Annotated in this window: 26 protein-coding genes; 11 read left to right on the top strand and 15 right to left on the bottom strand. The window is 66.5% G+C overall.

Going from position 1 to position 22,654, the window contains the following annotated elements:
• A partial coding sequence (locus E1N52_RS44595) for a hypothetical protein (protein ID WP_205965593.1) occupies positions 1-297 on the top strand: 297 nt, incomplete at its 5' end.
• 39 nt (positions 298-336) lie between these two features.
• Here the strand turns inward: E1N52_RS44595 and E1N52_RS24350 are convergent.
• The 7 genes from E1N52_RS24350 to E1N52_RS24320 all read right to left on the bottom strand — a co-directional run bounded on the left by E1N52_RS24350 (position 337) and on the right by E1N52_RS24320 (position 6,990).
• On the bottom strand, positions 337-891 hold the full coding sequence (locus E1N52_RS24350; protein ID WP_133185282.1) for a phosphonate degradation HD-domain oxygenase: 555 nt from the start codon (positions 889-891) through the stop codon (positions 337-339).
• Between the two features lie 73 nt (positions 892-964).
• Positions 965-1,576 carry a GntR family transcriptional regulator gene (locus E1N52_RS24345; protein ID WP_246089201.1) on the bottom strand — a complete coding sequence of 204 codons (612 nt, stop codon included), beginning with the start codon at positions 1,574-1,576 and terminating at the stop codon, positions 965-967.
• A gap of 157 nt (positions 1,577-1,733) precedes the next feature.
• Positions 1,734-2,609 carry a 2-aminoethylphosphonate ABC transport system, membrane component PhnV gene (gene phnV / locus E1N52_RS24340; RefSeq protein WP_133185281.1) on the bottom strand — a complete coding sequence of 292 codons (876 nt, stop codon included), beginning with the start codon at positions 2,607-2,609 and terminating at the stop codon, positions 1,734-1,736.
• On the bottom strand, positions 2,599-3,513 hold the full coding sequence (locus E1N52_RS24335; protein ID WP_133185280.1) for a 2-aminoethylphosphonate ABC transporter permease subunit: 915 nt from the start codon (positions 3,511-3,513) through the stop codon (positions 2,599-2,601). The genes phnV and E1N52_RS24335 overlap by 11 nt, the downstream gene beginning before the upstream one ends.
• Positions 3,491-4,600 carry a 2-aminoethylphosphonate ABC transport system ATP-binding subunit PhnT gene (gene phnT, locus E1N52_RS24330; protein WP_133185279.1) on the bottom strand — a complete coding sequence of 370 codons (1,110 nt, stop codon included), beginning with the start codon at positions 4,598-4,600 and terminating at the stop codon, positions 3,491-3,493. The genes E1N52_RS24335 and phnT overlap by 23 nt, the downstream gene beginning before the upstream one ends.
• 129 nt (positions 4,601-4,729) lie before the next feature.
• A complete protein-coding gene (phnS, locus tag E1N52_RS24325; protein WP_133185278.1) occupies positions 4,730-5,812 on the bottom strand; it encodes a 2-aminoethylphosphonate ABC transporter substrate-binding protein in 1,083 nt (360 codons plus the stop codon).
• A gap of 422 nt (positions 5,813-6,234) precedes the next feature.
• The gene (locus tag E1N52_RS24320) at positions 6,235-6,990 is read right to left on the bottom strand and encodes a DeoR/GlpR family DNA-binding transcription regulator (RefSeq protein WP_133185277.1); all 756 of its coding nucleotides are present in this window, start codon (positions 6,988-6,990) and stop codon (positions 6,235-6,237) included.
• Between the two features lie 188 nt (positions 6,991-7,178).
• On the opposite strand from E1N52_RS24320, the gene E1N52_RS24315 reads away from it, so the two are divergent.
• Both E1N52_RS24315 and E1N52_RS24310 read left to right on the top strand, forming a co-directional pair.
• Positions 7,179-8,753, top strand: a complete 1,575-nt coding sequence (locus tag E1N52_RS24315; RefSeq protein WP_133185276.1) for an ABC1 kinase family protein — start codon at positions 7,179-7,181, stop codon at positions 8,751-8,753.
• A 203-nt stretch (positions 8,754-8,956) separates the two neighbouring features.
• Positions 8,957-9,871 (top strand): DMT family transporter, encoded by a 915-nt coding sequence (locus E1N52_RS24310; RefSeq protein ID WP_133185291.1) that lies wholly within the window; start codon positions 8,957-8,959, stop codon positions 9,869-9,871.
• 47 nt (positions 9,872-9,918) lie between these two features.
• Here E1N52_RS24310 and E1N52_RS24305 read toward each other — a convergent pair whose 3' ends face one another.
• On the bottom strand, positions 9,919-11,157 hold the full coding sequence (locus E1N52_RS24305; protein ID WP_133185290.1) for a L,D-transpeptidase: 1,239 nt from the start codon (positions 11,155-11,157) through the stop codon (positions 9,919-9,921).
• Between the two features lie 179 nt (positions 11,158-11,336).
• On the opposite strand from E1N52_RS24305, the gene nadE reads away from it, so the two are divergent.
• The gene (nadE, locus tag E1N52_RS24300; RefSeq protein WP_133185275.1) at positions 11,337-12,215 is read left to right on the top strand and encodes an ammonia-dependent NAD(+) synthetase; all 879 of its coding nucleotides are present in this window, start codon (positions 11,337-11,339) and stop codon (positions 12,213-12,215) included.
• Between the two features lie 17 nt (positions 12,216-12,232).
• Here the strand turns inward: nadE and E1N52_RS24295 are convergent, their stop codons facing one another.
• The 3 genes from E1N52_RS24295 to E1N52_RS24290 form a co-directional block, all read right to left on the bottom strand.
• The gene (locus tag E1N52_RS24295) at positions 12,233-12,502 is read right to left on the bottom strand and encodes an RNA-binding protein (RefSeq protein ID WP_133185274.1); all 270 of its coding nucleotides are present in this window, start codon (positions 12,500-12,502) and stop codon (positions 12,233-12,235) included.
• Positions 12,503-12,544: 42 nt separating this feature from the next.
• Positions 12,545-12,676 carry a hypothetical protein gene (locus tag E1N52_RS45310; protein ID WP_281282714.1) on the bottom strand — a complete coding sequence of 44 codons (132 nt, stop codon included), beginning with the start codon at positions 12,674-12,676 and terminating at the stop codon, positions 12,545-12,547.
• A 176-nt stretch (positions 12,677-12,852) separates the two neighbouring features.
• Positions 12,853-13,449, bottom strand: coding sequence for a hypothetical protein (locus E1N52_RS24290; RefSeq protein WP_246089197.1), 597 nt, complete (start codon positions 13,447-13,449; stop codon positions 12,853-12,855).
• Positions 13,450-13,802: 353 nt separating this feature from the next.
• On the opposite strand from E1N52_RS24290, the gene E1N52_RS24285 reads away from it, so the two are divergent.
• A complete protein-coding gene (locus E1N52_RS24285; RefSeq protein ID WP_133185273.1) occupies positions 13,803-14,309 on the top strand; it encodes a DUF1993 domain-containing protein in 507 nt (168 codons plus the stop codon).
• 89 nt (positions 14,310-14,398) lie between these two features.
• Here E1N52_RS24285 and E1N52_RS24280 read toward each other — a convergent pair whose 3' ends face one another.
• Positions 14,399-15,025, bottom strand: a complete 627-nt coding sequence (locus E1N52_RS24280) for a LysE family translocator (RefSeq protein WP_133185272.1) — start codon at positions 15,023-15,025, stop codon at positions 14,399-14,401.
• A gap of 136 nt (positions 15,026-15,161) precedes the next feature.
• Between E1N52_RS24280 and E1N52_RS24275 the strand changes: the two genes are divergently transcribed.
• The 3 genes from E1N52_RS24275 (at position 15,162) to E1N52_RS24265 (ending at position 16,403) form a co-directional block, all read left to right on the top strand.
• Positions 15,162-15,626 (top strand): Lrp/AsnC family transcriptional regulator, encoded by a 465-nt coding sequence (locus tag E1N52_RS24275; protein ID WP_133185271.1) that lies wholly within the window; start codon positions 15,162-15,164, stop codon positions 15,624-15,626.
• Positions 15,627-15,664: 38 nt separating this feature from the next.
• A complete protein-coding gene (locus E1N52_RS24270) occupies positions 15,665-15,898 on the top strand; it encodes a hypothetical protein (RefSeq protein ID WP_133185270.1) in 234 nt (77 codons plus the stop codon).
• 100 nt (positions 15,899-15,998) lie between these two features.
• Complete coding sequence (locus tag E1N52_RS24265) at positions 15,999-16,403, top strand: nucleotide triphosphate diphosphatase NUDT15 (protein ID WP_205965660.1); 405 nt, start codon at positions 15,999-16,001, stop codon at positions 16,401-16,403.
• Here the strand turns inward: E1N52_RS24265 and E1N52_RS24260 are convergent.
• Positions 16,400-17,587, bottom strand: coding sequence for a pyridoxal phosphate-dependent aminotransferase (locus tag E1N52_RS24260; protein ID WP_133185268.1), 1,188 nt, complete (start codon positions 17,585-17,587; stop codon positions 16,400-16,402). The genes E1N52_RS24265 and E1N52_RS24260 overlap by 4 nt on opposite strands.
• A 196-nt stretch (positions 17,588-17,783) precedes the next feature.
• On the opposite strand from E1N52_RS24260, the gene E1N52_RS24255 reads away from it, so the two are divergent.
• Positions 17,784-18,530, top strand: a complete 747-nt coding sequence (locus E1N52_RS24255) for an IclR family transcriptional regulator (protein ID WP_069261804.1) — start codon at positions 17,784-17,786, stop codon at positions 18,528-18,530.
• 35 nt (positions 18,531-18,565) lie between these two features.
• On the opposite strand, the gene E1N52_RS24250 is transcribed toward E1N52_RS24255, so the two are convergent.
• A complete protein-coding gene (locus E1N52_RS24250) occupies positions 18,566-19,561 on the bottom strand; it encodes a LacI family DNA-binding transcriptional regulator (RefSeq protein ID WP_133185267.1) in 996 nt (331 codons plus the stop codon).
• 302 nt (positions 19,562-19,863) lie between these two features.
• On the opposite strand from E1N52_RS24250, the gene E1N52_RS24245 reads away from it, so the two are divergent.
• Positions 19,864-20,697 carry an isocitrate lyase/PEP mutase family protein gene (locus tag E1N52_RS24245; RefSeq protein ID WP_133185266.1) on the top strand — a complete coding sequence of 278 codons (834 nt, stop codon included), beginning with the start codon at positions 19,864-19,866 and terminating at the stop codon, positions 20,695-20,697.
• A 5-nt stretch (positions 20,698-20,702) separates the two neighbouring features.
• Here E1N52_RS24245 and E1N52_RS24240 read toward each other — a convergent pair whose 3' ends face one another.
• Entirely contained in the window at positions 20,703-21,674 is a 972-nt protein-coding gene (locus tag E1N52_RS24240; RefSeq protein WP_133185265.1) for a LysR family transcriptional regulator, read from the bottom strand.
• A 103-nt stretch (positions 21,675-21,777) separates the two neighbouring features.
• Here E1N52_RS24240 and E1N52_RS24235 point away from each other — a divergent pair, with 103 nt between their 5' ends.
• Entirely contained in the window at positions 21,778-22,473 is a 696-nt protein-coding gene (locus tag E1N52_RS24235; protein ID WP_133185264.1) for an NADPH-dependent F420 reductase, read from the top strand.
• Positions 22,474-22,654 lie beyond the last annotated feature (181 nt).

Here is a 22,654-nt window from a genome sequence, read left to right as displayed (position 1 = left end):
CTTATCGGCTGTAAATTTTTAAAGATCGTTCGCGAAAGCGCCGTTAAAACTGCTCAACTACCGGCTTCTTTCTGCGTTGCTGCGTCAGCAGCAGAGAAACGAGATTATGAAGACTGTCTGGCGATCTGTCAACAGGTTTTTTTACTTCGTTCAACCTGCCGCCTAACTTCCAATCACCCGCAGACCCAGTCGCCACAAGGCTTTCGCCTGGGCTTCCCGTCTCCCCGCGCCTTCATCGAAAGCGCGAAAGACCGGAATTCTAGTCACGCAGGTGACATCTTGCAAGCGGTTTTTTGACTCGCCTGAAAATCGGAAAAACGCGTATGGGCAATCGCCTCAAATGTGGCGTTGCATGACGCGTTCGACGAGTTGCAGATAGTGGTCGAGATCCGGCGTCGGTTTGCCCGCCACCTTTGCGAGATCGTCCCAGCGGCGCAGGCGCACCGCGTCTTCGGCGTGGGGACGCGCAGCGAAATCGCGCGCCTCATCGGCATTGAAGATGCCGCCTTGCAATTCGAGGCTGCGCACCGAGTCCGCGGAGAGGCAGCCGAAATACGCCTCATCGACGGCGCAGAGGTAGCGCTTCGCATCCACGTGCAAGCGGATCGGTTCCAGCACGCTATCGGGCAACACGGGCCTCAGGAACGGCAACGCGTAGTACTGGTGGAGATCGTCAATGCCGCGTTCGGTCGGCGTTTCGCCCTGGCGATTGAGCAGGTGACCCAGATCATGCAGGAACGCCGCGGCGGTCAGCTCCTCGGTCGCGCCGTCTTCCTCTGCCAGCGCGCCGCTTTGCAGCGCATGTTCCAGCTGCGTGACCGGCTCGCCGCTATAGGCCAGGGCGCCGTACGTCTCGAACAGCCCACGAATATCCGCGAGGCTCAGTGCCATCTTCTTCAGCTCCTCTAATACGTGAATACGGCGACGGCCCACACCAGCGCGTCGCCCATCGTTCCTTCTCCGCTCAGTCGCCGCAGGACTCGCGCATGCGATTGGCCGATGCGTCGGCGTCGCGTGACGCGAGCGCGCTCAACAACGCCCGATGCCCCGCGTACGATGCGTCCATTGCGCTGTGCGTCAGCACCGCATGCCGCGACGAGAGCCGCAACTCGCTCACGGTCCCCTCGTAGGTCTCGCGCAACCTGGCGTTGCCAGCCGCTACGAAGAGCGATGCGCGAAACGCGTCGCGCGCTTGCAGGAAGGCCTCGCCCTTCTCGGCGACCACCGCATCCCGCATCGCATTGAGGTGCTCGCGCAACTCGGCGACCTGCGCCGCGTCGATGCGCGGCGCCAGCATCCGGCACGCCGCTTCGCGCAACGCCGCGCACACTACATCCAGTTCCTGGGCCTCAGCCGCGCCGACGCTGCGCACGAACACACCCCGATGTTTCTCGTTGCGCACGAGGCCCGCCTGCTCCAGCGCGCGAAACGCTTCGCGCACAGGTCCGCGCGATACGGCGAGGCGAGCCGCCCAGTCGGCTTCGTTGAGCTTGTCGCCGGGTGCGAGCAGGCCCTCCGCGATGCGTCGTTCGATCTCGTCGCGAACGAGCGCGGTGAGCGAATGCTGACGCACCATGGCGAGCGGCGTCGTGTCGGACAACGCCTGAGGGTCGTGACCCGGATCACCCGCGTTGCCGCCACCCTCGTGCCCATTGCTCATCGGATCTTGCACGTCCTGCGTTTCCCGCCTGTTGCGCGCCTGCGGCGCATCGAACCGCATGGCATCCATCCGCTCAGTCCGCCCGCCGGCGCGGCACACGTGCTGCGATCAGCAGCAGCGCCGCCAGCGAGACGAGCAACAGGACCAGCGAGAGCGCCGAAGCCGGCAGGTAGTAGCCGCGCTCGACTGCGCCCACCACGACGATCGGCACCGTCGCAAAGCCCGGCGGATACACCGTCAGCGTCGCGCCCAGTTCGCCGAGCGACAGCGCGAAGCCCAGCGCGAGACTCGCGCGGATGGCCGGCACGAGCTGCGGCAGCACCACGCGGCGCAGCACCATCGAAGGCGGCGCGCCGAGACTCGCTGCCGCTTCGCGCAGCACGGTCAGCTCGGGACGCAGCGCTGCGGACGCGCATCGATAGCAAAACGGCAGTACTAGCGCGAGCTGCACGAACACAACGATTGCAGCCGAGCTCGACAGATCGACAGGCGCCTTGTGATACGCGATCAACACCGCGAGGCCGAGCACCACGCTCGGCACGCCGTTGGGCACCATCGCGAGCGTGTCGACGATTGCGCCCAGACCACGGCGGTCGCGCCCTTCGAGCGCGAGTGCGAGCCACAGACCGAGCGCCGTGCCGAGCACTGCCACGCCGAAGCCGACTTCGAGACTCGTTGCAAGCGCATCGAAGTCGGTCGTGCCGAGGCGTTCGAACCAGCGCGTGCTGAACCCGTCGGGCAAGATCGTGCCCGACCAGTGCGACGCGACGCTCGACAACGCGACGACGATCACCGGCAACACGAAAAGCCAGAAGCACAGCAGCGCCGCGAGGCCAAGCAATGTCGCGCTGGCAATGCGCGAGAAGAGGTTGCGCTCAACAGGCCGCGCACGAAGATGCTTGGGCGGCAGCGCGATTCGGTCGGAACCGGCGACAGGATTAGTTGACATTGCGCGCGCCTCCATGACTGCGGCGATTCACGCGCCGATACAGCGCATACAGGGAAAGCGACATCGCGAGCATGACCACGGCGCCTGCGGCCGCCGTCGGCAGGTCGAGGTCGACCGTGGCCGAACTGTAGATGGCCACCGGCAGCGTGATGAGGTGCGCGCTGCCGAGCACGAGCAGAATGCCGAACTCGTTGAACGTCAGCAGAAAGCACAGGATCGTGCCGGCCGCGATACCCGGCCATGCGAGCGGCAGGATCACGCGCAGGGCGACCATGCGGCTATTCGCACCGAGGCTGCGTGCGGCTTCGATCAGACGCATGTCGAGCAGCGCGAACGCGGCGAGCGTCGGGCGCACGACGAACGGCGCATAGAACACCACTTCCGCGAGCACTACCCCGCCGATGCCGAACAGGAAGTCGAGCGGCGGCGCCTGCAAATGAAAGAGGCGTTGCAGCCCGATGCTCACTGAGCCCTGCGAGCCGTACAGAAAGATCAGCGTGAACGCGACGAGGAACGACGGGAACGCCACGAACAGTTCCAGAAAACGCGTGACGAGCTGCGCGCCCGGAAACGGTTTGAAGAACAGCAGCGCGGCGAGCGCGACGCCGAGCACGGAAGCCAGACCCGCGCTCAGGAACAGGATCCACAGCGTCGTGGCGATCACGCCGCGCGAATCGGGATTGCCGAAGAACGTCTCGTACGCGTGGAAGCTCAAGCCATGCGCGCCCGAGAGGCTCAGCAGCACGAGCCGCACGAGCGGATAGACCACGAGCGGCCCGAGCACGAACACGAGCAGAAACGCGATATGCCATTGCGCGCGCCGCTCGCGACGACGCACGGCGGCCGCGTGAGCTTCGGCGCCGGGCAGAGCGAGGGCGGAATCAGGGGTTGATAAGGACGACATCGTCAGCCTCGTAACGCAGGGACACACGCATGCCTTTCGCCGGCGTCATGCCGTGGCCGCGCTGCATGGTGACGAGCACCGGTTCGTTCGGCATCGCGTCGAGCAGCACCGGCACCGAGAGGACCGAGCCATACCACTCGACCGATTCGATCGTGCCGTGCAGCGAGCCTTCGCCGAGCGGCACGATGCGCAGGCTTTCGGGGCGCAGACACGCGAGCTTGTCGCGCACGTCGTGGCGCGCGTCGCCCACCGGGAACGCGACGTTCGGCGGCAGCAGGTTCGCCGCGCCCAGATAACGGGCCACGTAGGCGTCGTTGGGCGCGTCGTAGAGTTCCTGCGGCGTGCCGAGCTGCGCGATGTGGCCATCGCGCATCAGCAGCGTGCGGTCGGAGAGCACGAGCGCGTCGTCCTGATCGTGCGTCACACAGACGATCGTCAGATCGGGCAAACGCTCGTGCAGCGCCTTCAATTCGGAGCGCACCGAAGCGCGCAGATTGGCGTCGAGTGCCGAGAGCGGCTCGTCGAGCAGGAGCACATCCGGCTCGATCACGAGCGCACGCGCGAGCGCCACGCGCTGCTGCATGCCACCCGAGAGCTGCGCGGGCATGATGTGCCCCGCGTCGCCGAGTTGCACGAGCTTGAGCGCATCGGCCACGCGCCGCGCGATGTCGCGCGACGGCACGCGGCGCGCCTTCAACCCGAACGCGACATTCTCGAACACCGAGAGATGCGGAAAGAGCGCATAGCTCTGGAACAGCAGACCCAGGTTGCGCTGATGCGGCGGCACATGGGTCAGATCGTGGCCCGCCACGGTGAGCGTGCCTGCGAGTCCATCGGCTTCAATGAATCCGGCGATGAAGCGCAGCAAGGTGGTCTTGCCGCAGCCGCTGCGGCCCAGCACGGTCAACAGTTCGCCGCGTCGGATCGTGAGCGACAGATCGTCAAGGACAGTACGCGCGCCGAAGCGCACGCTCAGGTGGTCGATCTGCACGCCCGCAACGCCGGAGGCGTCCGTGGCGTCAGTCAGTCCGGACACATCCGGCAGCGCGCGGGCCATGCCGGCCGGCGCGAGGCTTGCGGTATTCACCGGGTTCATCTCCTATCGACCAGAGTGGGCGCTTTAAACGCCTGACTCTGGTCCTATGCAAAGCTGTCGATGGGACCTGGCGCCGAAGCACCAGGTCCCATCCCATACAAAATTACAAATCGCTGCTGCTTACTTCGGCTTCACGACTTCGAGCTGCTTGCCCGACGAGCCGATCACTTCGTTCTTCCAGCGCGTCGTCCAGTCGGCCTTCTTCGCCATCACCTGGTTCCAGTCCACCGGAATCAGCTTCACGCCCTGGATGGCCTGCTTGACGGCTTCGCCGTTCTTGCCCGTGAGCGCCACGTCCGTGCGGCCCGGAATACCGAAGATGTCCGGCACCTTCGACTGCACGTCCGTCGACATCAGGTAGTCGATCAGCTTCTTGCCTTCAGCCTGGTTCGGGCCGTTCTTGATCAGGCCGATTGCGTACGGCAGCTGGAACGTGGTGGGATGACCGCCAGCGTCGGCAGCGAGGAAGATCGGCTTGAGCGAGAGGCCGCCGTTGGCTGCGTCGTCGAGGTCCATCTGCAGGTCGCCGTTGGCCACCGCGATTTCGTTACGCGAGAGCAGCACGTCGAGGTAGCCCGTGCCCTTCGTGTGGAACTTCGCGCTCTGCTCGAGCTTCTTGAGGTAGTCGAACGCCTTGTCTTCGCCCATCAGCGAGGTCGTGAGGATGATCACGGCCATGCCGTCACCGGCCGTGGCCGGGTTCGAGTACGCGACCTTGCCCGAGTAGTCCGGGTGCAGCAGGTCAGCAAACGTCTTCGGCTCGTTCTTCACGACATCGGGGTTGATCGCGAACGAGAAGTAGTTGTTCACGAACGTCGCCCACGAACCGTCGGTCGCCTTTGCGATGGCCGGCACGTTCTTGTAGTTCACGCTCTGGTACGGCTGGAGCAGGCCGCTTTGCTGCGCCTGCTGGATGAACGGCGGCAGCGTGACGATCACGTCGGCCTTCGGCGAGTCCTTCTCGACGTTCGCGCGGTTCACCACTTCGCCGCTGCCCGCCGTCACGATGTTGACCTTGACGCCTTCCTTCTTCTCGAAGGCCGGCAGCACGTCCTTGTAGAGATTTTCGAGGCCGTCGGCCGTGTACAGCACGACGGCGTCGGCCGCGTGCGCGCTCGCTGCTGCGCCCAGCAGCGCCGCGGCGGCCGCGATCGGCAGCAGCTTGCGTGCAAAACCCGCGCGATGGGAATTCGTGTGGTTCATGTCACTCTCCGAAGGCAAAAACCAGTTGCTCGGGATACCCGATGCGTTTGTGATTGAATGGATCGAACTGAGCTGAACAATCCGAACTTCGGCGGACTGCGCCGCCTGTCGTTACCCGCCTCCCGGTGGTCTGACGTCGCGGATTGCAGATTGTCTACAATCCGCCACTTTCCACCTGAACCGGCCGGCCCGGCGAAGCCGCGGAATTGCCGCTCACCTCGCTTACCGGCCCGTCTGGACGGGCCCCGCAAGAATCACAGGTTTTGATGACACGCGCGTGACGATTGTGGCGTTTGTCAAAAAATTCCACAATTCGCCAATATTCGACAAGCCACATATGCGTGCTGATTGTGCCACTCAGGCGTTGGCGGCAGGCATACAGACGTGTAGACGGGCAAACGCAGCGCGCGCCGCAAACGGACTCAGGCGATGACGAGTTCGGGCCCGCGTGCCGTGATGGCGCGCGCAACGCTCTTTTCGGGCGCAAGCTCGGTGATGACGTAGCGCGCCTGCTCGAAACCGTTGATGCGCACAGGCGTGACGCGCCCGAACTTCGAATGGTCGGCGACGACGATTGCGCAGGCCGTGGCCGCGAGCATGCGGCTGCGCACCTCGGCGACCATGCGCGAGTAGTCGGTGAGCCAGCCGTCGGCGGTGATGCCACCGGCGCCGACGAACGCGAAATCGGCGTGGTACTGGGAGAGCTGTTGCACGGTGTCGAGGCCGAAGGTCGCTTCCTCGTGGTCGGACAGCTCGCCGCCCAGCAGCGTGACGCGGTTTTCGTTGCGGCGGCCGAGCAACAGCGCGATGCGCCAGTCGTTGGTATAGACCGTGAGCCGATGGCGGTCGGTGAGCGCGCGCGCGAGCGCATGCGTGGTGCTGCCCGAATCGATGATGACCGAGGCGCCGTCGGGCACGAATTCCGCAGCGCGCTCGCCGATCGCGCGCTTGGCGCTGGCGTTGGCGGCTTCGCGCACGTCGAGATCGGGCTCGCGGCGGTCGCTCGAGAGCGCGCCGCCGTGGGTCGTGACGAGCAGCCCGCGCTCCGCAAGCGTATTGAGGTCGCGCCGGATCGTCTCGCGCGAGACGCGCAGTTCGCGCACGAGATCCGCCACGGAAAGCGCGCCTGTCCGGTTCACTTGCGAGAGGATGTATTGGTGACGTTGTTCTGCGAGCATCTCGGTGGGCCGGTCGTGCGTGGAAAAACCGCGGGTAATGAAGTGAATCCGGCGTGAATCCGGAAAAGCCGCCGTATTGTATTACGCATGCGCGCAACGAGCCTGCCCTGCCATCGCGTGCGCATCCCTGCTAATCTCGTGAAGACCGCGCGCTCACGCGACGCCCGCTTTGCCGACCATTGGAATTCATGCGTTCACGACTTCGTCAATTGCGTCTGCTGTTTTGTGCACTGCGTTATGGCTTCAGGCTGATCTGGCTCGCAGCACCCGAGCATCACAAGCTGCACTGGTTCCTCACGCTCGCCTCGAACCTGCACGGCGACCCGCGTCTTGCCTCGCGCCTTCACGGTTCGCTGCCGCGTCTCGCGCCGCTTGCCGCGGCCTTCGCGCAAACGCTCGCCACACGCCCCGAACTCGCGGGCGCGACCTTGCACGACGCGATCGATGCCATCGAGCATTTCGAAGCGCCCCTTGCGGACGAGGCGCTCAGCACCACACTGCGTGCGGCGCTCGGCAAGCCGCCAGAAACGGTGTTCACGTGGATCGACCCCAAGCCGGCCCACAACGGCTGGTGCGAGCAGACGCATATCGCGCGGCTCGCACTGCCGGTGAACGGCCACCAGACGATCACGCTGCGCGTGCTGCGCGCACAGCAGGTCCAGGAAGTCGACGACGACGCCGCGCTCCTGTGTGGCGTGGCCCGCTGGATAGAGCGCTTTTCGCGCGCCGCGCGCAAGCTGCAGCTGCACGCGCTCGCACAGGCGCTGCGAGACGACCTGCACCGCCGCTTCGACCTGCGCGCCCAGGCCGCGAACCTGAGCCAGAGCGGCCATCAGCTTGGCGACGACCCGCGTATCGTCGTGCCCGACGTGATCTGGGACCTCTGCACCCCTCAGACGATCGCGGTGCAGCATATCGACACCGTGCGCGCAACCGATCTCGCCGGGCTTGCCGAGCACCACATCAACGTCACGCAGGTGGCGGCGCGACTGATCGAAGTGGTCACGCGCCAGGCGTTCGAACACGGTTTCTTCCATGCAGCCCTCGACGCCAGCCGGGTCGCGGTGAGCGTCGAGCCCGAGACGCGCGGCCGCCTCGTGCTCGCGGGCGCGGCGCTGATGACGAGCCTTTCTTCGCCTGAACGGGAATTCTTCGTGCACGGCGCGACCGCGCTGTTCGAACAGGACTACGGCCGGCTCGCCACGCTGCATCACGTGGCCGGTCACGTGCCCACGCATGCGCGCACCGAACAGATCGAGGCCGAATTGCGCACACGCAGCGAAGCGCATTTCGCGAGCGACACCGACGAGCGCAGCGCGGGGGCGCTGTTTCATCATCTGCTGCATTCGGTGCAGCCGTTCGGCGGTGAAGTCTCACCGCACCTCGTGGCGGCGCAGCGTGCATTTGGCCAGGCCGAGCAGTTGGCCCGCTCGATTCATCCGGGCGTCGATGCGTGGGGTATCGCGCGGCACACGCTCGCCGACATCGCCCGGCAAGATCTCGGCCACCAGGGCTGGATCCGGCGACTCTCGCAGGAGTTGCCGCACCTCGCACAAATCGCACCGCGCGTGCCGCAGATGGTGTTCCGCTTCCTTGACCACCACGCGAAGGGCGGCCACGGTCCCGCTGCCGGACAGGCCGCGCAGCAGGCCGCATTGCTCGATGCCTGGCGCCGCGAGCATCGGCGCACGCGCGCGCTGCTGCTCGCCTGTGCGATCTGCGGCGGCTTGATCGGCGTGACGGCGGTGTTGTTTGCGAGCTAGCCGCTACTAGCGTTTCCGGCCGGGCGATGTTTGCATTGGCCGGCGTGGCATGGGGCAGGCAGTTAGTTGCGTTCAAGTCATCGAGCGGCGCACGTCCGGGCCAGTGCAGTCCTGAACAAGACCGCAACCTGCACGTCGCGCGATACTCCGAGCCTTTCGTGTTTCTACGCGTGCAGCGTCAGCGCGCACCCTCTTCGACTCCGATGCTCGCCACTTTCGCGCCCACCCTTTTCGTCTTCCTGTGGTCGACGGGTTTCGTCGTCGCGCGCGCCATTGCCCCCTACGCCGATCCCAACCTGTTCCTGCTGGCGCGCTTCGCGGGCACGGCGGCGCTGTTCACGATCGTCGCGCTGGCGATGCGCGCGCCATGGCCTCGCGGACGCGAAATCGGCAAGCATCTATTCGCCGGCGCGCTCCTGCAGGGCGTCTATCTGGGCGCGGGCTACTGGGCGGTCGCGCAAGGCTTGAGCGCGGGCGTGATGGCGCTCCTCGGCGCGCTCCAGCCGCTCCTGACGGCCGCCATCGCGGCACGCACGTTCGGCGAACGCCTGCCGCCGCGGCGCTGGACCGGCATGTCGCTCGGCCTCGCCGGCGTCGTGCTCGTGCTGAGCCCGAAGTTGTACGCCGTCATGCATGCCGGCGGCGGTGCGATCGCGGACGCCGCTGCCGCTACCCCGCACATGCACGCACACGCGAATCCGCTGCTCGTGGTGGTGGTCGCGGTGGTGTCGGTCGGATCGATCACGGCGGGCACGCTCTACCAGAAGACTTCGCTCGCGCAAGCCGACATTCGCAGCGCGAGCGCCGTGCAGAACCTGGGCGCGGCCATCGTCGCCGCCGTGCTCGCGCTCGTGCTTGGCGAGACGCGCTGGATCGCCACGCCGACCCTGTGGTTCTCGCTGGCGTGGGGCATCGCGATGCTCTCGGGCGCGGGCGTGACGCTGCTCGTGTGGATGGTGCGCCACGGCGACGCCGCCCGGGCCACAGCGCTGCTCTTTCTCGCGCCGCCGCTCGCGGCGCTCGAAAGCTGGCTGCTGTTCGGCGAAACGCTCACACCCATGCAGATGGCGGGCTTCGGCGTCGCGCTCGCAGGCGTACTGCTCGCGCGGCGCGCGTAACGCCAGCGCATGCGCTAGCGCTGGCGTGCCCTCGCCGGATCGAGCGCTCAGTCGGCGGTGTCGGCGCCGGCCGGCACCTTCGCGCGCGCCTTGCCGCCGGGGGCGGGCGACCACGCCGGGCGCGTCTTGCGCTCCGAATCGACCACGACGATGAAGCGCCCTGCCCACGGCGTGATCTCGCGGTCCGAGTGGAGCACCCACAGCGACTTGCCCGCGTCGACCAGCGCCTGGTATTCGGCGTCGATGATGCCGTAGTGGTCGATGAACGCGTTGAGCGTCGCCGGAATCCGCACGCAGCCCTTCGAATGGCGGATGCCAAGCAGCGGCTCGAGGCGGTCAGGATCGGTGGCATGCATCTGGAAACGCATCTGCGAATAGCCGCCCTTGCCCCAGCCGCGTTCGCCGTCCACCCAGCCGAAGTCGTAGATGCGCATGTCGCGCCGGCCGTAGCCGCGGATGTTGTTCTGGTTCATGGTGCCTTCCGCGCGGAAGTCCATGTTTAGCGGCGTGTGCTCGAACACGCCGAGCGGCGTGAGGAAGTGGTCGAACTCGCCGGGGCGTCCCGTCGCGACCGGCGACGCGCCGATCATGAGCCACGGCTCGTCGGGCATCGCGCGGAAGTAGATAAAGAGCGCCTGCACATTCGCGCTGCGATCGACGAGGATGACGAACTCGCCGGCCAGCGCGCCGAGGTTCTTCTCTTCGAGTGCAGCCTGGAGGCGCTGGCCGTAGGCACGCTGGTCGGCCAGCGGCACATGCAGGCGCCGGTTGACGTCGCGCGCGAAGCGCTTGCGCATTTCGAGCGCGCCGCGGGTTTCCTCTGCGGCCTCCTGCGGCGTGAGCATCCGGTGAATGGGCAGCACGAGCGCGGGAGGCGCGGAGGCCGCGGAAGCCGGCTGAGCCGACGAAGCGGCAGACGCGCCTGAAGCGCCTGAAGCCGCCGATGCAGCGGCAGGCGTTGAAGCAGCGGAAGCCGCCGAAGCCGCTTTGGCAACCGGCGGAGCCGCCGATGCGCCCGAAGCAGCCGATGCTGCAGCTACTCCCGGAACGGACGGCTTCGACGCCGCATGTGCCGGCGCGCTGCGCACGGCGCCCGAGGCAACGTGCGCGCTGGAAGCCGTCGCCGCGTCGGAGGCGTAAGCGGCGCTTGCCGCCCACGAAGCGCAGAGCCAGGTGCAGACTGCGGCAGCGATTGCGCGGCGCGCCGGCGCGCCCAACCACCGCGTTCTATGATGGGGAAGTTTCGGTGCGTCGCCCCGGACGCTACCGCGTACGCGAGCGCCCATGCGCCGCGAAAAATTGTCGTTCATCGTGAGTCCGGCCGATTGTGCGTCTTGTCTGAAGTCGGATACGTCGGGCGCCGTGCCGTGCGGCGTCGCTGACAGCGCCACGACCACCCGACATTAGACCAGACAACGCAGACTGCGCGCGTATGTCGCGTGCGCAGCCAATAAAGGAACCGCCCATGCCCACCCAACCGGACGTCAACCTCGAAGCCGACCGCTTCGCCCGCCAGCAACGCATCATCGCCGAGCTGAACGTCGCCGGGCACTTTGACGCACAAGCCGAAATCGAGCGCCGCGTGCGCTTTCTCGGCCAGCGCCTCCAGGCGAGCGGGCTGCAGACACTCGTGCTGGGCATCAGCGGCGGCATCGACTCCGCAACGGCAGGGCGGCTCGCACAACTGTGCGTAGAAGGCCTGCGCGCGCAAGGTCAGACGGCGGCACGTTTCATCGCGATGCGTCTGCCCTACGGCACCCAGCACGACGAAGCGGACGCCACCGCCGCGCTCGCCTTCATCGCCGCTGACGAGATACTGACTGTCGATATGCGCCCCGCCGCCGACGCGATGCTCGCCTCGCTCACGGCGAGCGGCCTCGCCTTCGCCGACGAGAGCGAGCAGGACAAGGTTCACGGCAACATCAAGGCGCGCGAGCGGATGATCGCGCAGTACGCGGTGGCCGGTGCGCGAGCGGGACTGGTGATCGGCACGGATCACGCGGCGGAATCGCTAATGGGCTTTTTCACGAAGTTCGGCGACGGCGGCGCCGACGTGCTGCCGCTCGCGGGCCTGAACAAGCGGCGCGTGCGCGCGCTTGCGCGGGCGCTTGGCGCTCCGGCCACGCTGGTGGAGAAAACGCCGACGGCAGATCTGGAAACGTTGCGCCCGCTGCATCCTGACGAAGACGCCTACGGAATCGGCTATGACGAGATCGACGACTTTCTGGAAGGCAAACCGGTGAGCGAACGCGCGTACGAGACGATCTTTCGCTTTTACGAGTCGACGCGCCACAAGCGGGCGCTGCCCTATACACCGTACGACACCACCGGCGACGGCCGCTGAAGCGCGGCGCGAACGGCTCAGCGGCGTTGCGGCCGCTCCTCGTCTTCGAACGGCGGCGCGCTCACCCTCAACGCAACGCCTGCGAGGCGGCGGGATTGAAGTTCGCGCGCCACGGCCTCGGCCACGTAGGGCACTTCGGAATCGAGTTCGAGGTCCGCGTGGGCGTTGGGCGTACCCGCGTCATAAACGGTGATGCCCTTGGCGTACTTGCCGAGTTCGCGCTCGAAGAAGCTGCGCACATCCTGCTCGCTGCAGGTTTCGGGAACATTCCAGACAGTCAGGTGCATGACGGCCTACCTCGCGGAGTATTCAGACTCGACGTGCAGCGCTCAGCGGAACCGGCGGGGTTGCGTCGCGCGTACGCGCACGGGCTGCAGGCTCGCACGCGCGCGAGCACGGGTCCACGCCACCTGGCCGAGCACGGCAGCGACGCCAAGCAGTAAAAGGCTGGACGTAAGCATTGTTGTGACTCCCTGTTGTTGATGAATGTCAGCATAGTCTCATTTGCTGAGCGGTGTGCTGCGGCATATTGTCTGGCGACAGATTGCCAACTGATCGACACCTGATTGCCAGGCATGCCTGAGCCGGTCCGCAATCAGCGTACCCGAGGAAGGAATGGTGCGCGCGAAACGGCGCTTCAGGACCCGTCGTCGCGGCTTGCCGAGGTCGTCTCGTCGGCTGAACCGCCGCAGTCCATGCGGGTGAGGCGATCGTACTGATGCACCCAGTTGCCGGTGATCGCGGCCTGTGCCTGCGCTAGCGTCATGCGCCCCGCGCAGACGCAGCGCTTCAGGCGCACCGTGAGCAGCGACTTGCGGCGCTCGCCGGCGTGGCCGCCCCATGGAAGCAGGTCGAAGTTGGCCGTCGCGTCCGGCGACCCGCCGAGTACGATCGGCACGTGCCGGTCGAGCGCGTAGCCCACGCCTTCGTCGGCGTCGATGCCGCGCGCCGCAAGCATGCGGTCCTTCAGCGCCATGGTCTGGTCGAACGGCGGCGCCACGGTGTCTGCGTAGCCCGGACGGCAGATCGTATCCGTCACCGACTCCTGCGTGACGCGCGTATCGAGGAGCCGTGGATCCTGCGCGAATGCGGCCTGTACCGCGCTGCCCGCAGCGAGCGCCAGCAGCGAAACGCGCAACACTCGCGCGCGCCAGTACGGCGCGCCAGTGCGACAAACAATGCCTTCTGCCATGCGGCGCGCGATGCGGCGTATTGCTGCCTTTTCTGCGTTCATGGTTGATCGCATCGTGCAGCACGATGCGCAATGGATGGTTGATGCCGGGCTATTAAACCACAATCAAATTTTGTCGGGGCAATTGCGCGCATCGGCCTGGAGGCGCACCGTTTCGCACATCGCGCGCCGGCCCGCACACTCCCTCGCCGCAAGCACTCGCAAGCTCAAGGTTTAACAAGGGATTTTTGCTCTGTAATCCCAGGTAATTTATGCGCCCGGCGAGATGCCTGGGCGTCGCGTTCACGCTGGCCGTTTGGCCGATGGCAGCAGGCGACGCGATAGCGCATAATGGGCCGCCCGGTCAGCTCCAACGCGGAGCGCATCGCGCGCATTCGAAGAAACGAGGAAACCCCATGTCCATTTCCATGTACCAAGCATCGGTGCCCGTGCTCGTGCGCGGCCTCACCAATCTGCAAAACATCATCGGCAAGGCGCAGGCGCACGCGGCGGAAAAGCAGATCGACCCCTCTGTGCTGACGGGCGCGCGGCTCTTCCCCGACATGCTGCCGCTCCTGCGTCAGATCCACATCGCCACCGACACCGCCAAGGGCTGCGCCGCGCGCCTTGCCGGTGTGGAGGCCCCGAAATTCGAGGACGTCGAAGTCACTTTCGACGAATTGCACGCCCGCATCCAGAAGACCATCGAGTATCTGAACACGTTCAAGCCGGAGCAGATCGACGGCACGGAAGCGCGCAGCATTACGCTCAAGATGCGCAGCGGCCCGATCGAGTTCACGGGCCAGAGCTATCTGCTGGGCTTCGTGCTGCCCAACTTCTTCTTCCATGTCACCACGGCCTACGACATCCTGCGTCACAACGGCGTGGAACTGGGCAAGCTCGACTATCTTGGCGGGCGCTAACGCGAGCCGCTAAACACGAGCAATAAAAAAAGCGTGCGGCGCCTTGCGCGCCGCACGCCTTCTCGCAACCGTCTTTGCCGGCTGCGACCTCAATCGAGCGAGAGCCGCAGCGCGAAGCCGATCAGCGCGGACGAAAACGCCCACTTCTGGACCGTCTGCGCGAGCGGATTGCCGCGCAGCCACACAGCGATGCGCGCCGCACCCAGCACGTAGATCACGTCGAAGAGCGCGCATACGGCAACCAGCATCACGCCCAGCACGGACACCTGCAGCCAGACCGAGCCCGCCTCGGGCCGGATGAACTGCGGCAGCAGCACCGAGCAGAACAGCAGCGCCTTCGGGTTCAGCAGGTTCGTGAGCAGCCCCTTGGCGAAATCGGCGCGGCGCGGCCGCGCGACGGCCACGCCCTCCTGCTCGGGCATCGCGAACGCCGGCGCGCGGAAGATCTGCACGGCGATCCACGTGAGATACGCCGCCCCCACGTAGCGCACGACCTCATAAAGCCACGGCGCGTTGCGCAGCAAGGCCGCGAGACCGCAGGCCGAAAGCGTCACGTGGGTCGCGCGCGCAAGTCCCAGGCCGCAGGCCGCCGCGAAGCCGCTGCGCGTGCCGCGGCTCATGCTGGTCTGCATCACGAGCGCCATGTCGGCGCCGGGCAGCGCGCAGACGATAATCAGGGCGACGATGAACATCAACAGCAGGTGGGCGGAAATCATGTTGGCCTCGCGTGAAAGAGGCTCTATATTGCCGCTACACACGGAGAGATTTCTGGCGTTTTTCATACCACCTACGGCAGAGATTGGCGGAATGCGCTAAGATTTTCGAATCCGCACCAGAACTCCCCTAACCGCCATGAGTGACCTCGACAAACTCGACCGGGCGATACTCGGCGCGCTGCAAACCGACGGGCGCATGCCGAACGCGCGGCTCGCCGAAACGGTGGGCCTGAGCGAAACGCCGTGCGCGCGACGCCTCAAGCGGCTCGAACAAGAGGGCTATATCGAGCGTTACCGCGCGGTACTCTCGCGCCGCGCGCTCGGCTATGGCGTGGTGGGATTCGTCTCGGTGCGCTTCGCCGTGCACGACCGCGCGCTCGCCGACCGGTTCGAGCGCGAAGTGCTGGCGATCGAGCGCATTCTGTCGTGCCACAACGTAGCCGGCACGGCAGACTATATTTTGCAGGTGGTAGCCCGCGATCTCGACGACTACGGCACCTTCATGCGCGACCAGTTGCGCAGCTTGCCCGGTGTCACCTCAGTCGAATCGGCGCTGTCGCTGCGCGAAGTGAAGGCCGAGGGCGGCCTGCCCCTGCCCTGAACACACCCAACCCTATTCACACAAGAACGGAGCTTTCGATGACCCCAGAACAGGCACGAGCCGAAGAAGCCGCCGCCATGGAGCGCGTCCTGACCGCGACCCAGCGCGTCAAGTCGGCGTTCACCTCACTGCAGTCGCAGTTTCCGCCGGAAGGCGACGGCAAGCCGACGCAGTTCGCGCTGCAGACCTTCGACATGGCGCTCCAGGAACTGGAAGACGCCCAGGCCGCCTTCGACGAGATGCTCAACGATCTCTTCGACGGCGAACGCTGAATCCGCCCGCGTTTGCTGCGCGCCCGGCGAAAGCGTAACGGCGTGCAGCGCGCGATCGGCTTCGCCAATGAATCGCATTCCAGATCGACAACCGCAAAGCATGACCGATGACTTGAACGCTCCCGTCACCATGCTCGGCGTGGGCGTCGTCGTACGCAACGGCGATGCGTGGCTGCTCGGCCAGCGCAAGAGCACTTGGGGACACGACACGTGGGCCTTCCCGGGCGGCAAGGTCGACGCCGGTGAGGATCCGCTCGCCGCAGCCGCGCGCGAGCTGCGCGAGGAAACCGGCCTCGAACTGGTGGAGGCGCAAGCCGCCGGCTGGGCGAGCGGCTGGCTCGAAGCCGGCCGCGTGCGTCATGTGACGCTGTTCGTCGAGGCGGCCGCACCGGGCACGCCGGTCGTCGTCGAGCCCGACAAATGCGCGCAGTGGGCGTGGTTCACGCGGGATGCATTGCCCGCCGATCTGTTCGAGCCCACGCGCCTCTACTTCGAGACCCGCTAGCGCGCCGCGGCTGCGGCGCGCTCCTGGACAAACGCCGCGATACGCTCGCAGGCCTCGACGAGCCTCGCTTCGTCCACGACAAAACCAAGCCGCACATAGCCGTTTGCGGTCTCGCCGAACGCGCTTGCGTCGAGCACGGAAACCTTCTGCGCCTCGAACAGCTGCCAGGTGAACGCTTGCGTGTCGAGGCCCGTGCCGCGGATGTCGATCATCATGAACATGCCCGCTTCCGGCAACAGGCACTCGAGCCCCGGCACGCCCGCCAGTCGCTCGTAAACGATGTCGCGTCGGCGGCGATAGATCTCGCGCATTTCCGCGACGATCGACGCGCGGTTGTCGAGCGCCGTGATCGCCGCCTCCTGAATGAAACCGGGCAGCCCGTAGAGCATGCAGAGCGCGAGCCGCGCCAGATGCGCGATCATCGTTTCCGGCGCGATCACCCAGCCGAGGCGCCAGCCCGGCATAGCATGCGACTTCGAAAGGCTGCCAAGCGTGACCGTGCGCTCCGCCATGCCGTCGAGCGCGGCGATGCTCACGTGCTCGCGCTCGAACGTGAGGTCGGCGTAGACCTCGTCGGAGAGCACCCACAGGTCGTGACGCTTCGCCAGTTGCGCGACGCGTTCGAGGTGCGCGCGTGGCATCACCGCGCCGGTGGGGTTGCACGGCGTCGCGAAGAAGATCGCGCGCGTGCGCGGCGTGACGGCTGCATCGAGCGCGTCACAATCGAGATGAAAGCCGTTTTCGGGATCGACAGGCACCGGCACGAGCGTCGCGCCCGATGCGCGAATCGCCGCCTCGTACGTCAGGTACATCGGCTCGGGCACGAGCACTTCGTCGCCGGCCTCCAGCAAACAGAGCGACGACGCGAACAAGCCGTTCTGCGCGCCCGCACAGAGAATCACGTTCTGTGCGCCGACCACGCGCCCGCTTTGCAGCGCATGCTCGCGCGCAATCGCCTCGCGCAGCGGCTCACGGCCCATGATGGCCGAGTAGTGCGTATCGCCTTCGCGCAGCGCGGCCACGGCGCGCTCGACGATCGGCGCGGGCGTGCCGAAGTCGGGGTCTCCCACACTCAGCACGATCACATCCTCGCCACGCGCCGCGGCCTGCACCGCTGCGTGATGGATCTCCCACGCCGTCGTGCGACGGCCCTGCAACCGCTCGACCAGATTCGAATACTTCATCTTTCGCGACTCTCCCGAACATACGGCGCGCTCTACGCCGTGGCGTTCAAACCGTTCCCGTTGATTCGTGTGTGCAACGATACCAAGGAACGATGCCGCTGAGAAATGTCGATGCGCTCATGCGCCTATCCAACGTGGTGTTAGTATGTCCAGCCTGTTGGATGATCTTTTGTCGGCAAACCCGGCGCGCAGCTCCATGTCCTCACCCTACGAAGTCCCGGCGCTACGGCGCATACACGACATTCTCGACGTGCTCGCGCACGCTCAAGGCCCGATGCGCGCGGCGGCAATTGCGCAGGCCACCGGCCTCTCGCGCAGCACGCTCTACCTGATGCTCGACTCGCTCGAGCGCCGACGGTGGATCGAAAAGCGCGCCGACGGCTATATCGTCGGCCTCACGTTGTTCGAGCTAGGCAGTGCTTACGTGCGGCACGACCGGCTCCAGGAAGTGTTCCGCCAGGAAGCGACCGTATTCGTCGCGACGCATAACGAAGTGGTTCAGCTTGCGGTGCTGGACGGTGCGGAAGTCGTGTATCTCGCACGCGAGGACCCCGCTCGGCCCGTGCGTCTCGTCTCCGATCTCGGTTCGCGGCTGCCCGCTCACTGCAGTGCGCTGGGCAAGGCGCTGCTCGCCAGCCTTTCCGATGATGAGGTCAACGCCATCCTGCCGCGCCAGCTTCCCGCTGTGACGGCCAACACCATCACGCGCAAGCAGGACCTCATCGCGGCGCTCGCCGCGATACGCCGCTCCGGCCTCGCGCACGAACGGGAAGAAGTGACGGCGGGCATCGCGTGCTTCGCGGCGTTCGTCGGCGTGACGGCGCTCGGCAAGCGTGTGGCGGTCAGCGCGAGCCTGCCGCTGGAGCGGCTGGACGCGCGGCGAGAAAAGCGGCTGGCCATCGCGGTGGTCGAGATGGCGCAGCGTATCGCCAAGGGACTTTGACGACGAGAGCGCTTGGGCACGCTCGCGCCGCGTGCTCAAGCGCTCGCGCGCGGCACGACAGTGTACTGAATGCGTGTCTTCAAGGGATGCGACGCGCTCGAGCCGTCCGCTGCCGCGAGGGCGGCGACGATCGCCTCGCCGGTGCGCTGGCCGATGCCGTAGGCATCGACCGAAATCGTGGTGATCGCCGGATAGCAGCACGCCGCGATCTCGAAATTGCCGAAGCCGGCAACGGCCATATCGCGAGGCACGCTGAGGCCGCGCCGCTGGCACTCCATGATCGCGCCGAACGCCGACATGTCGCTCACGCACATCACGGCCTGCGTGTCGGGCCAGCGCTCGAGCAGTTCGGCCATCGCGGGTGCGCCGTGGCTCATCGTGACCGGCGAGTCGCCGAGTTGAACGACGCGGTGCTTTTCGAGCCCGAGCGCCTTCATCTCCATCTGAAAGCCCTTGAGGCGGTCGAGACCGCGCCGGTCCAGGTCGCCCGCGCCGCCAAGAAAGCCGATGCGGCGATGCCCTTTGTCCGCGAGATAGCGCACCATCTCGCGCGCGGCGCTCACGTTGGAAAAGCCCACGGCCATGTCGATCGGCTCCGTGGGCAGGTCCCACATCTCGACGACAGGCACGCCCGAGCGCTGCAGCAGCGTGCGCGTGGCGTCCGTGTGCTGCGCGCCCGTGAGCGCGATGCAGCGCGGCTGGTGGCGCAGCATCTGGCGCACGAGACGCTCTTCGCGATCGAGAAAGTAGTCGGTGTCGCCGATCAGCAGTTCGAGCCCTTGCGGTTCGAGCACCGCCGTGAGGCCGCTCACGGTGTCCGAGAAGTTGGAGCTGGAAAGCGACGGCACGAGCACGGCGACGAACGATGAGCGCCCCGAGGAAAGCGCGCCGGCCGCCGCGTCGGCCACGTAGCCCAGCTCGTCGATCGCGCGCTGCACACGCTCGCGGGTCGCCTCCGATGCGCTGCGCCCCGCCATCACGCGGGACACCGTCATCTTCGAAACGCCCGCGAGACGAGCGACATCGGACATGCGGGGCGGCGTGGCTTTCGGAGCGCTGGTTTTGGACATCGCGGCTGGACGGCAAAATAAAAAGAACGCATATCATAACGGCTGCGCCCTTCTTTTCCTCGTTTCTAGCCTACGAATGCCATCGCCTTCGTAGGCATTCATTTAATTCGCGATCCTTATCTTCTTGCGAAATCGCTGCGCACGCAAGCGCCGTTCGATTCGGGAATCCAGGAATTCGGTCACAATCGGTGGTCGGCACCGGAGGATGCGCACGCCCGCGCAGACGCCCCGCCGCCCACCCACGAGCCAGGAGGAAACTTGCCATGTCAGGACCCGCCCGCACCATTGCCGAGAAACGCGCCGACTTTCGCGCGCTGCACGCCGCCGGTTGCTTCGTGCTGCCGAACCCGTGGGACGTGGGCAGCGCGCGCTATCTCCAGAGCCTCGGTTTCAAGGCGCTCGCGACCACCAGCTCCGGGTTCGCCTGGTCGCGCGGGCACGCCGACAACACGCTGCCGCGCGACGCGATCCTCGCGCACCTGCGCGAAATCGTCACGGCCACCGACCTGCCCGTGAACGCCGACTTCGAAAGCGGCTTTGGCGCTGATCCCGCAGGCGTCGAAGAAAGCGTCGGACTCGCCGTCGAGACCGGCGTCGCCGGACTTTCCGTGGAAGATTCGACCGGGAACGACGCAGCGCCGCTGCTGCCGATCGACGTCGCCGTCGAGCGCATACGCGCGGCGCGGCGCGCCATCGATGCGCGCGGCGGCGACACTGTGCTCGTCGGCCGTGCGGAGAACTTCGTGGCGGGCGTGCCCAACCTCGAGGATGCCATCGCGCGCTTGCAGGCGTACGCACAGGCGGGCGCGGATTGCCTCTATGCGCCCGGCATCCAGACGCGCGAGCAGATCGAGGCCGTCGTCACCGCTGTCGCTCCGAAACCGGTGAACGTGCTGATCGGCGCAAAGTCGGCCTTCACGCTCGACGATCTCGCCGCGCTCGGCGTGCGCCGTGTGAGCGTGGGCGGCGCGCTCGCGCGCACCGCATGGGGCGCTTTCATGCACGCGGCGCAACGGCTCAACGAAGGGCGTTTCGACGGTTTCGAAGGGGCGGCCCCCGGCGCGACGCTCAATGGCGTCTTCCGTGGCGAGAGCTAATCACGCTACGTGCGTGACGCGCGAGGCTTGCGCGCCGGACGACGAACCCGCGCGGGCGCCGGCGCCCGCGCGCCGGTGACGCTGCCGCCTTCGCCAAAGCACGCCAGAGCCCACGCCACGAACGCGCGCTGCTTGGGAGCCTGCGCGCGGCGATCCGCGTAAAGCAGATGCATGGGCCGCACCGGTGCGGCATACGCCTCGAGCAGCGGCACGAGCCGCCCCGCCGCTACCGACGGCGCGAGATTCGGCTCGCCCGCCAGCACGATTCCCACTCCCGCCTCCGCCGCCGAGACCAACGCGCGGGTGTCGTTGCTGCGCAGCTGGCCACGCGGCTCGACTTCGATCTGCGTGTCGCCGTCCTTGAAGATCCACGTTTGGGGCGCCGGAAAGCTGTCGAACGCGTAATCGAGGCACACGTGCTGCGCGAGTTCGCGCGGATGCGCCGGCGTTCCGTGTGTGGCGAGATAGGCCGGCGCGGCGCAAGGCACGAGCCGATAGGGCGCGAGCGGCCGCGCGACGAGTTGCGAGTCGGGCAGCGCGCCGATGCGAAACGCGACATCGAAACCGTCCTGCAAGAGATCGAACTGCCGGTCGCTCAGCACGAGATCGACTTTCACGTCCGGGCAATCCGCGAGAAAAGCCTTGATTTCATGCGCAAGCCGGAAAGCGCCGAACGAGACGGGCGCCGTCACGCGCAGCGTGCCTTGCGGGTGGGCGGTTTGCGCGAGCGCGACGGCCTCAGCGGCGGCTGCCTCTTCGAGCACCCGCCGGCAGGCTTCGAAATAGGCGCGACCGGCTTCCGTGAGCGCGTGCTTGCGCGTCGAGCGCTGGAGCAGGCGCACGCCTAGCGTCTTTTCCAGCGCGTCGACATGCTTGCCCGCCATTTGCGGCGTCATCGCGAGCATGCGCGCCGCCGCCGTGAACGAACCGGATTCGGCGGTCTTCACGAACACGGTCATGCTGGTCAATTTGTCCACGATTGGAAATCTGCCGTTTCAAGTGTTTCACCCGGATGCCTGATTATCGCATGGTAGTTTCAGCGATACGCTGAGGTCTCCATTACGAAACACGGGGCTTCCCATGAACGAACATCGTGAACATCGATTGGCTATCGGCATTCTCGGCGCGGGCGAGATCGGCTCGACGCTGGGCAAACTGCTCGCGCAGGCGGGGCATGAAGTGATGCTCTCGTCGCGTGATCCGAAGGCGCGCGCGGCAGAGGCGGCGGCGCTGGGCTGCGAAATCGGCACGCTGGAGCAAGCCGCGTCGTTCGGCGAGATCGTGATCGCGGCGCTGCCGCTGTCCGCGCTCGGCGAGATACCGGTCAAAACGCTCGCCGGCAAAGTCGTCATCGACACCATGAACTACTACCCGGCGCGCGACGGCGCCATTGCTACGTTCGACGAACACCGCGAGGCCACGAGCGAGCGCGTTGCACAGCAGTTGAATGGGGCACGGGTGGTCAAGGCGTTCAGTGCGATTCTTGCGTACGACCTGCCGCGCGAAGAGCGTCCGCCTGTCGAAGGCGGACGGCGCGCGCTACCCGTCGCGGCAGACGATAATGCGGCGAAGGCGCTCGTGGCCGCGCTACACGAACAGCTCGATTTCGACGTGCTCGACGCGGGTTCGCTTGCCGACAGCTGGCGTTTCGAGCGCGCAAAACCGGCCTATTGCATTCCGCTGAACCACACGCAGTTGCGCGCCGCGCTCACCGCGGCCGAACGCGACAAGGAACTGCCGCATGGCTCGTGGCGCCGCAAACCGCGACAGGATTGACGCTCACCGATACCTGGGAAATCGCCTGGCATACCGAATCAAACAGCACGAAGCCGCCGCGATCCGACACCCGGATGAGGTCTAACTCGAATAGGGAGGAAGTTACGCGCGGGCCAGAACGGCCCGGCGAGCGCCGCCGGATGCGGCGGCGCGAATCACCAGGCGCAGCGGCGAGTGGCCG

The organism is Paraburkholderia guartelaensis, assembly GCF_004353905.1.
GTDB classification, from domain to species: domain Bacteria; phylum Pseudomonadota; class Gammaproteobacteria; order Burkholderiales; family Burkholderiaceae; genus Paraburkholderia; species Paraburkholderia guartelaensis.
This window is presented reverse-complemented; position numbering and strand designations above follow the sequence as displayed.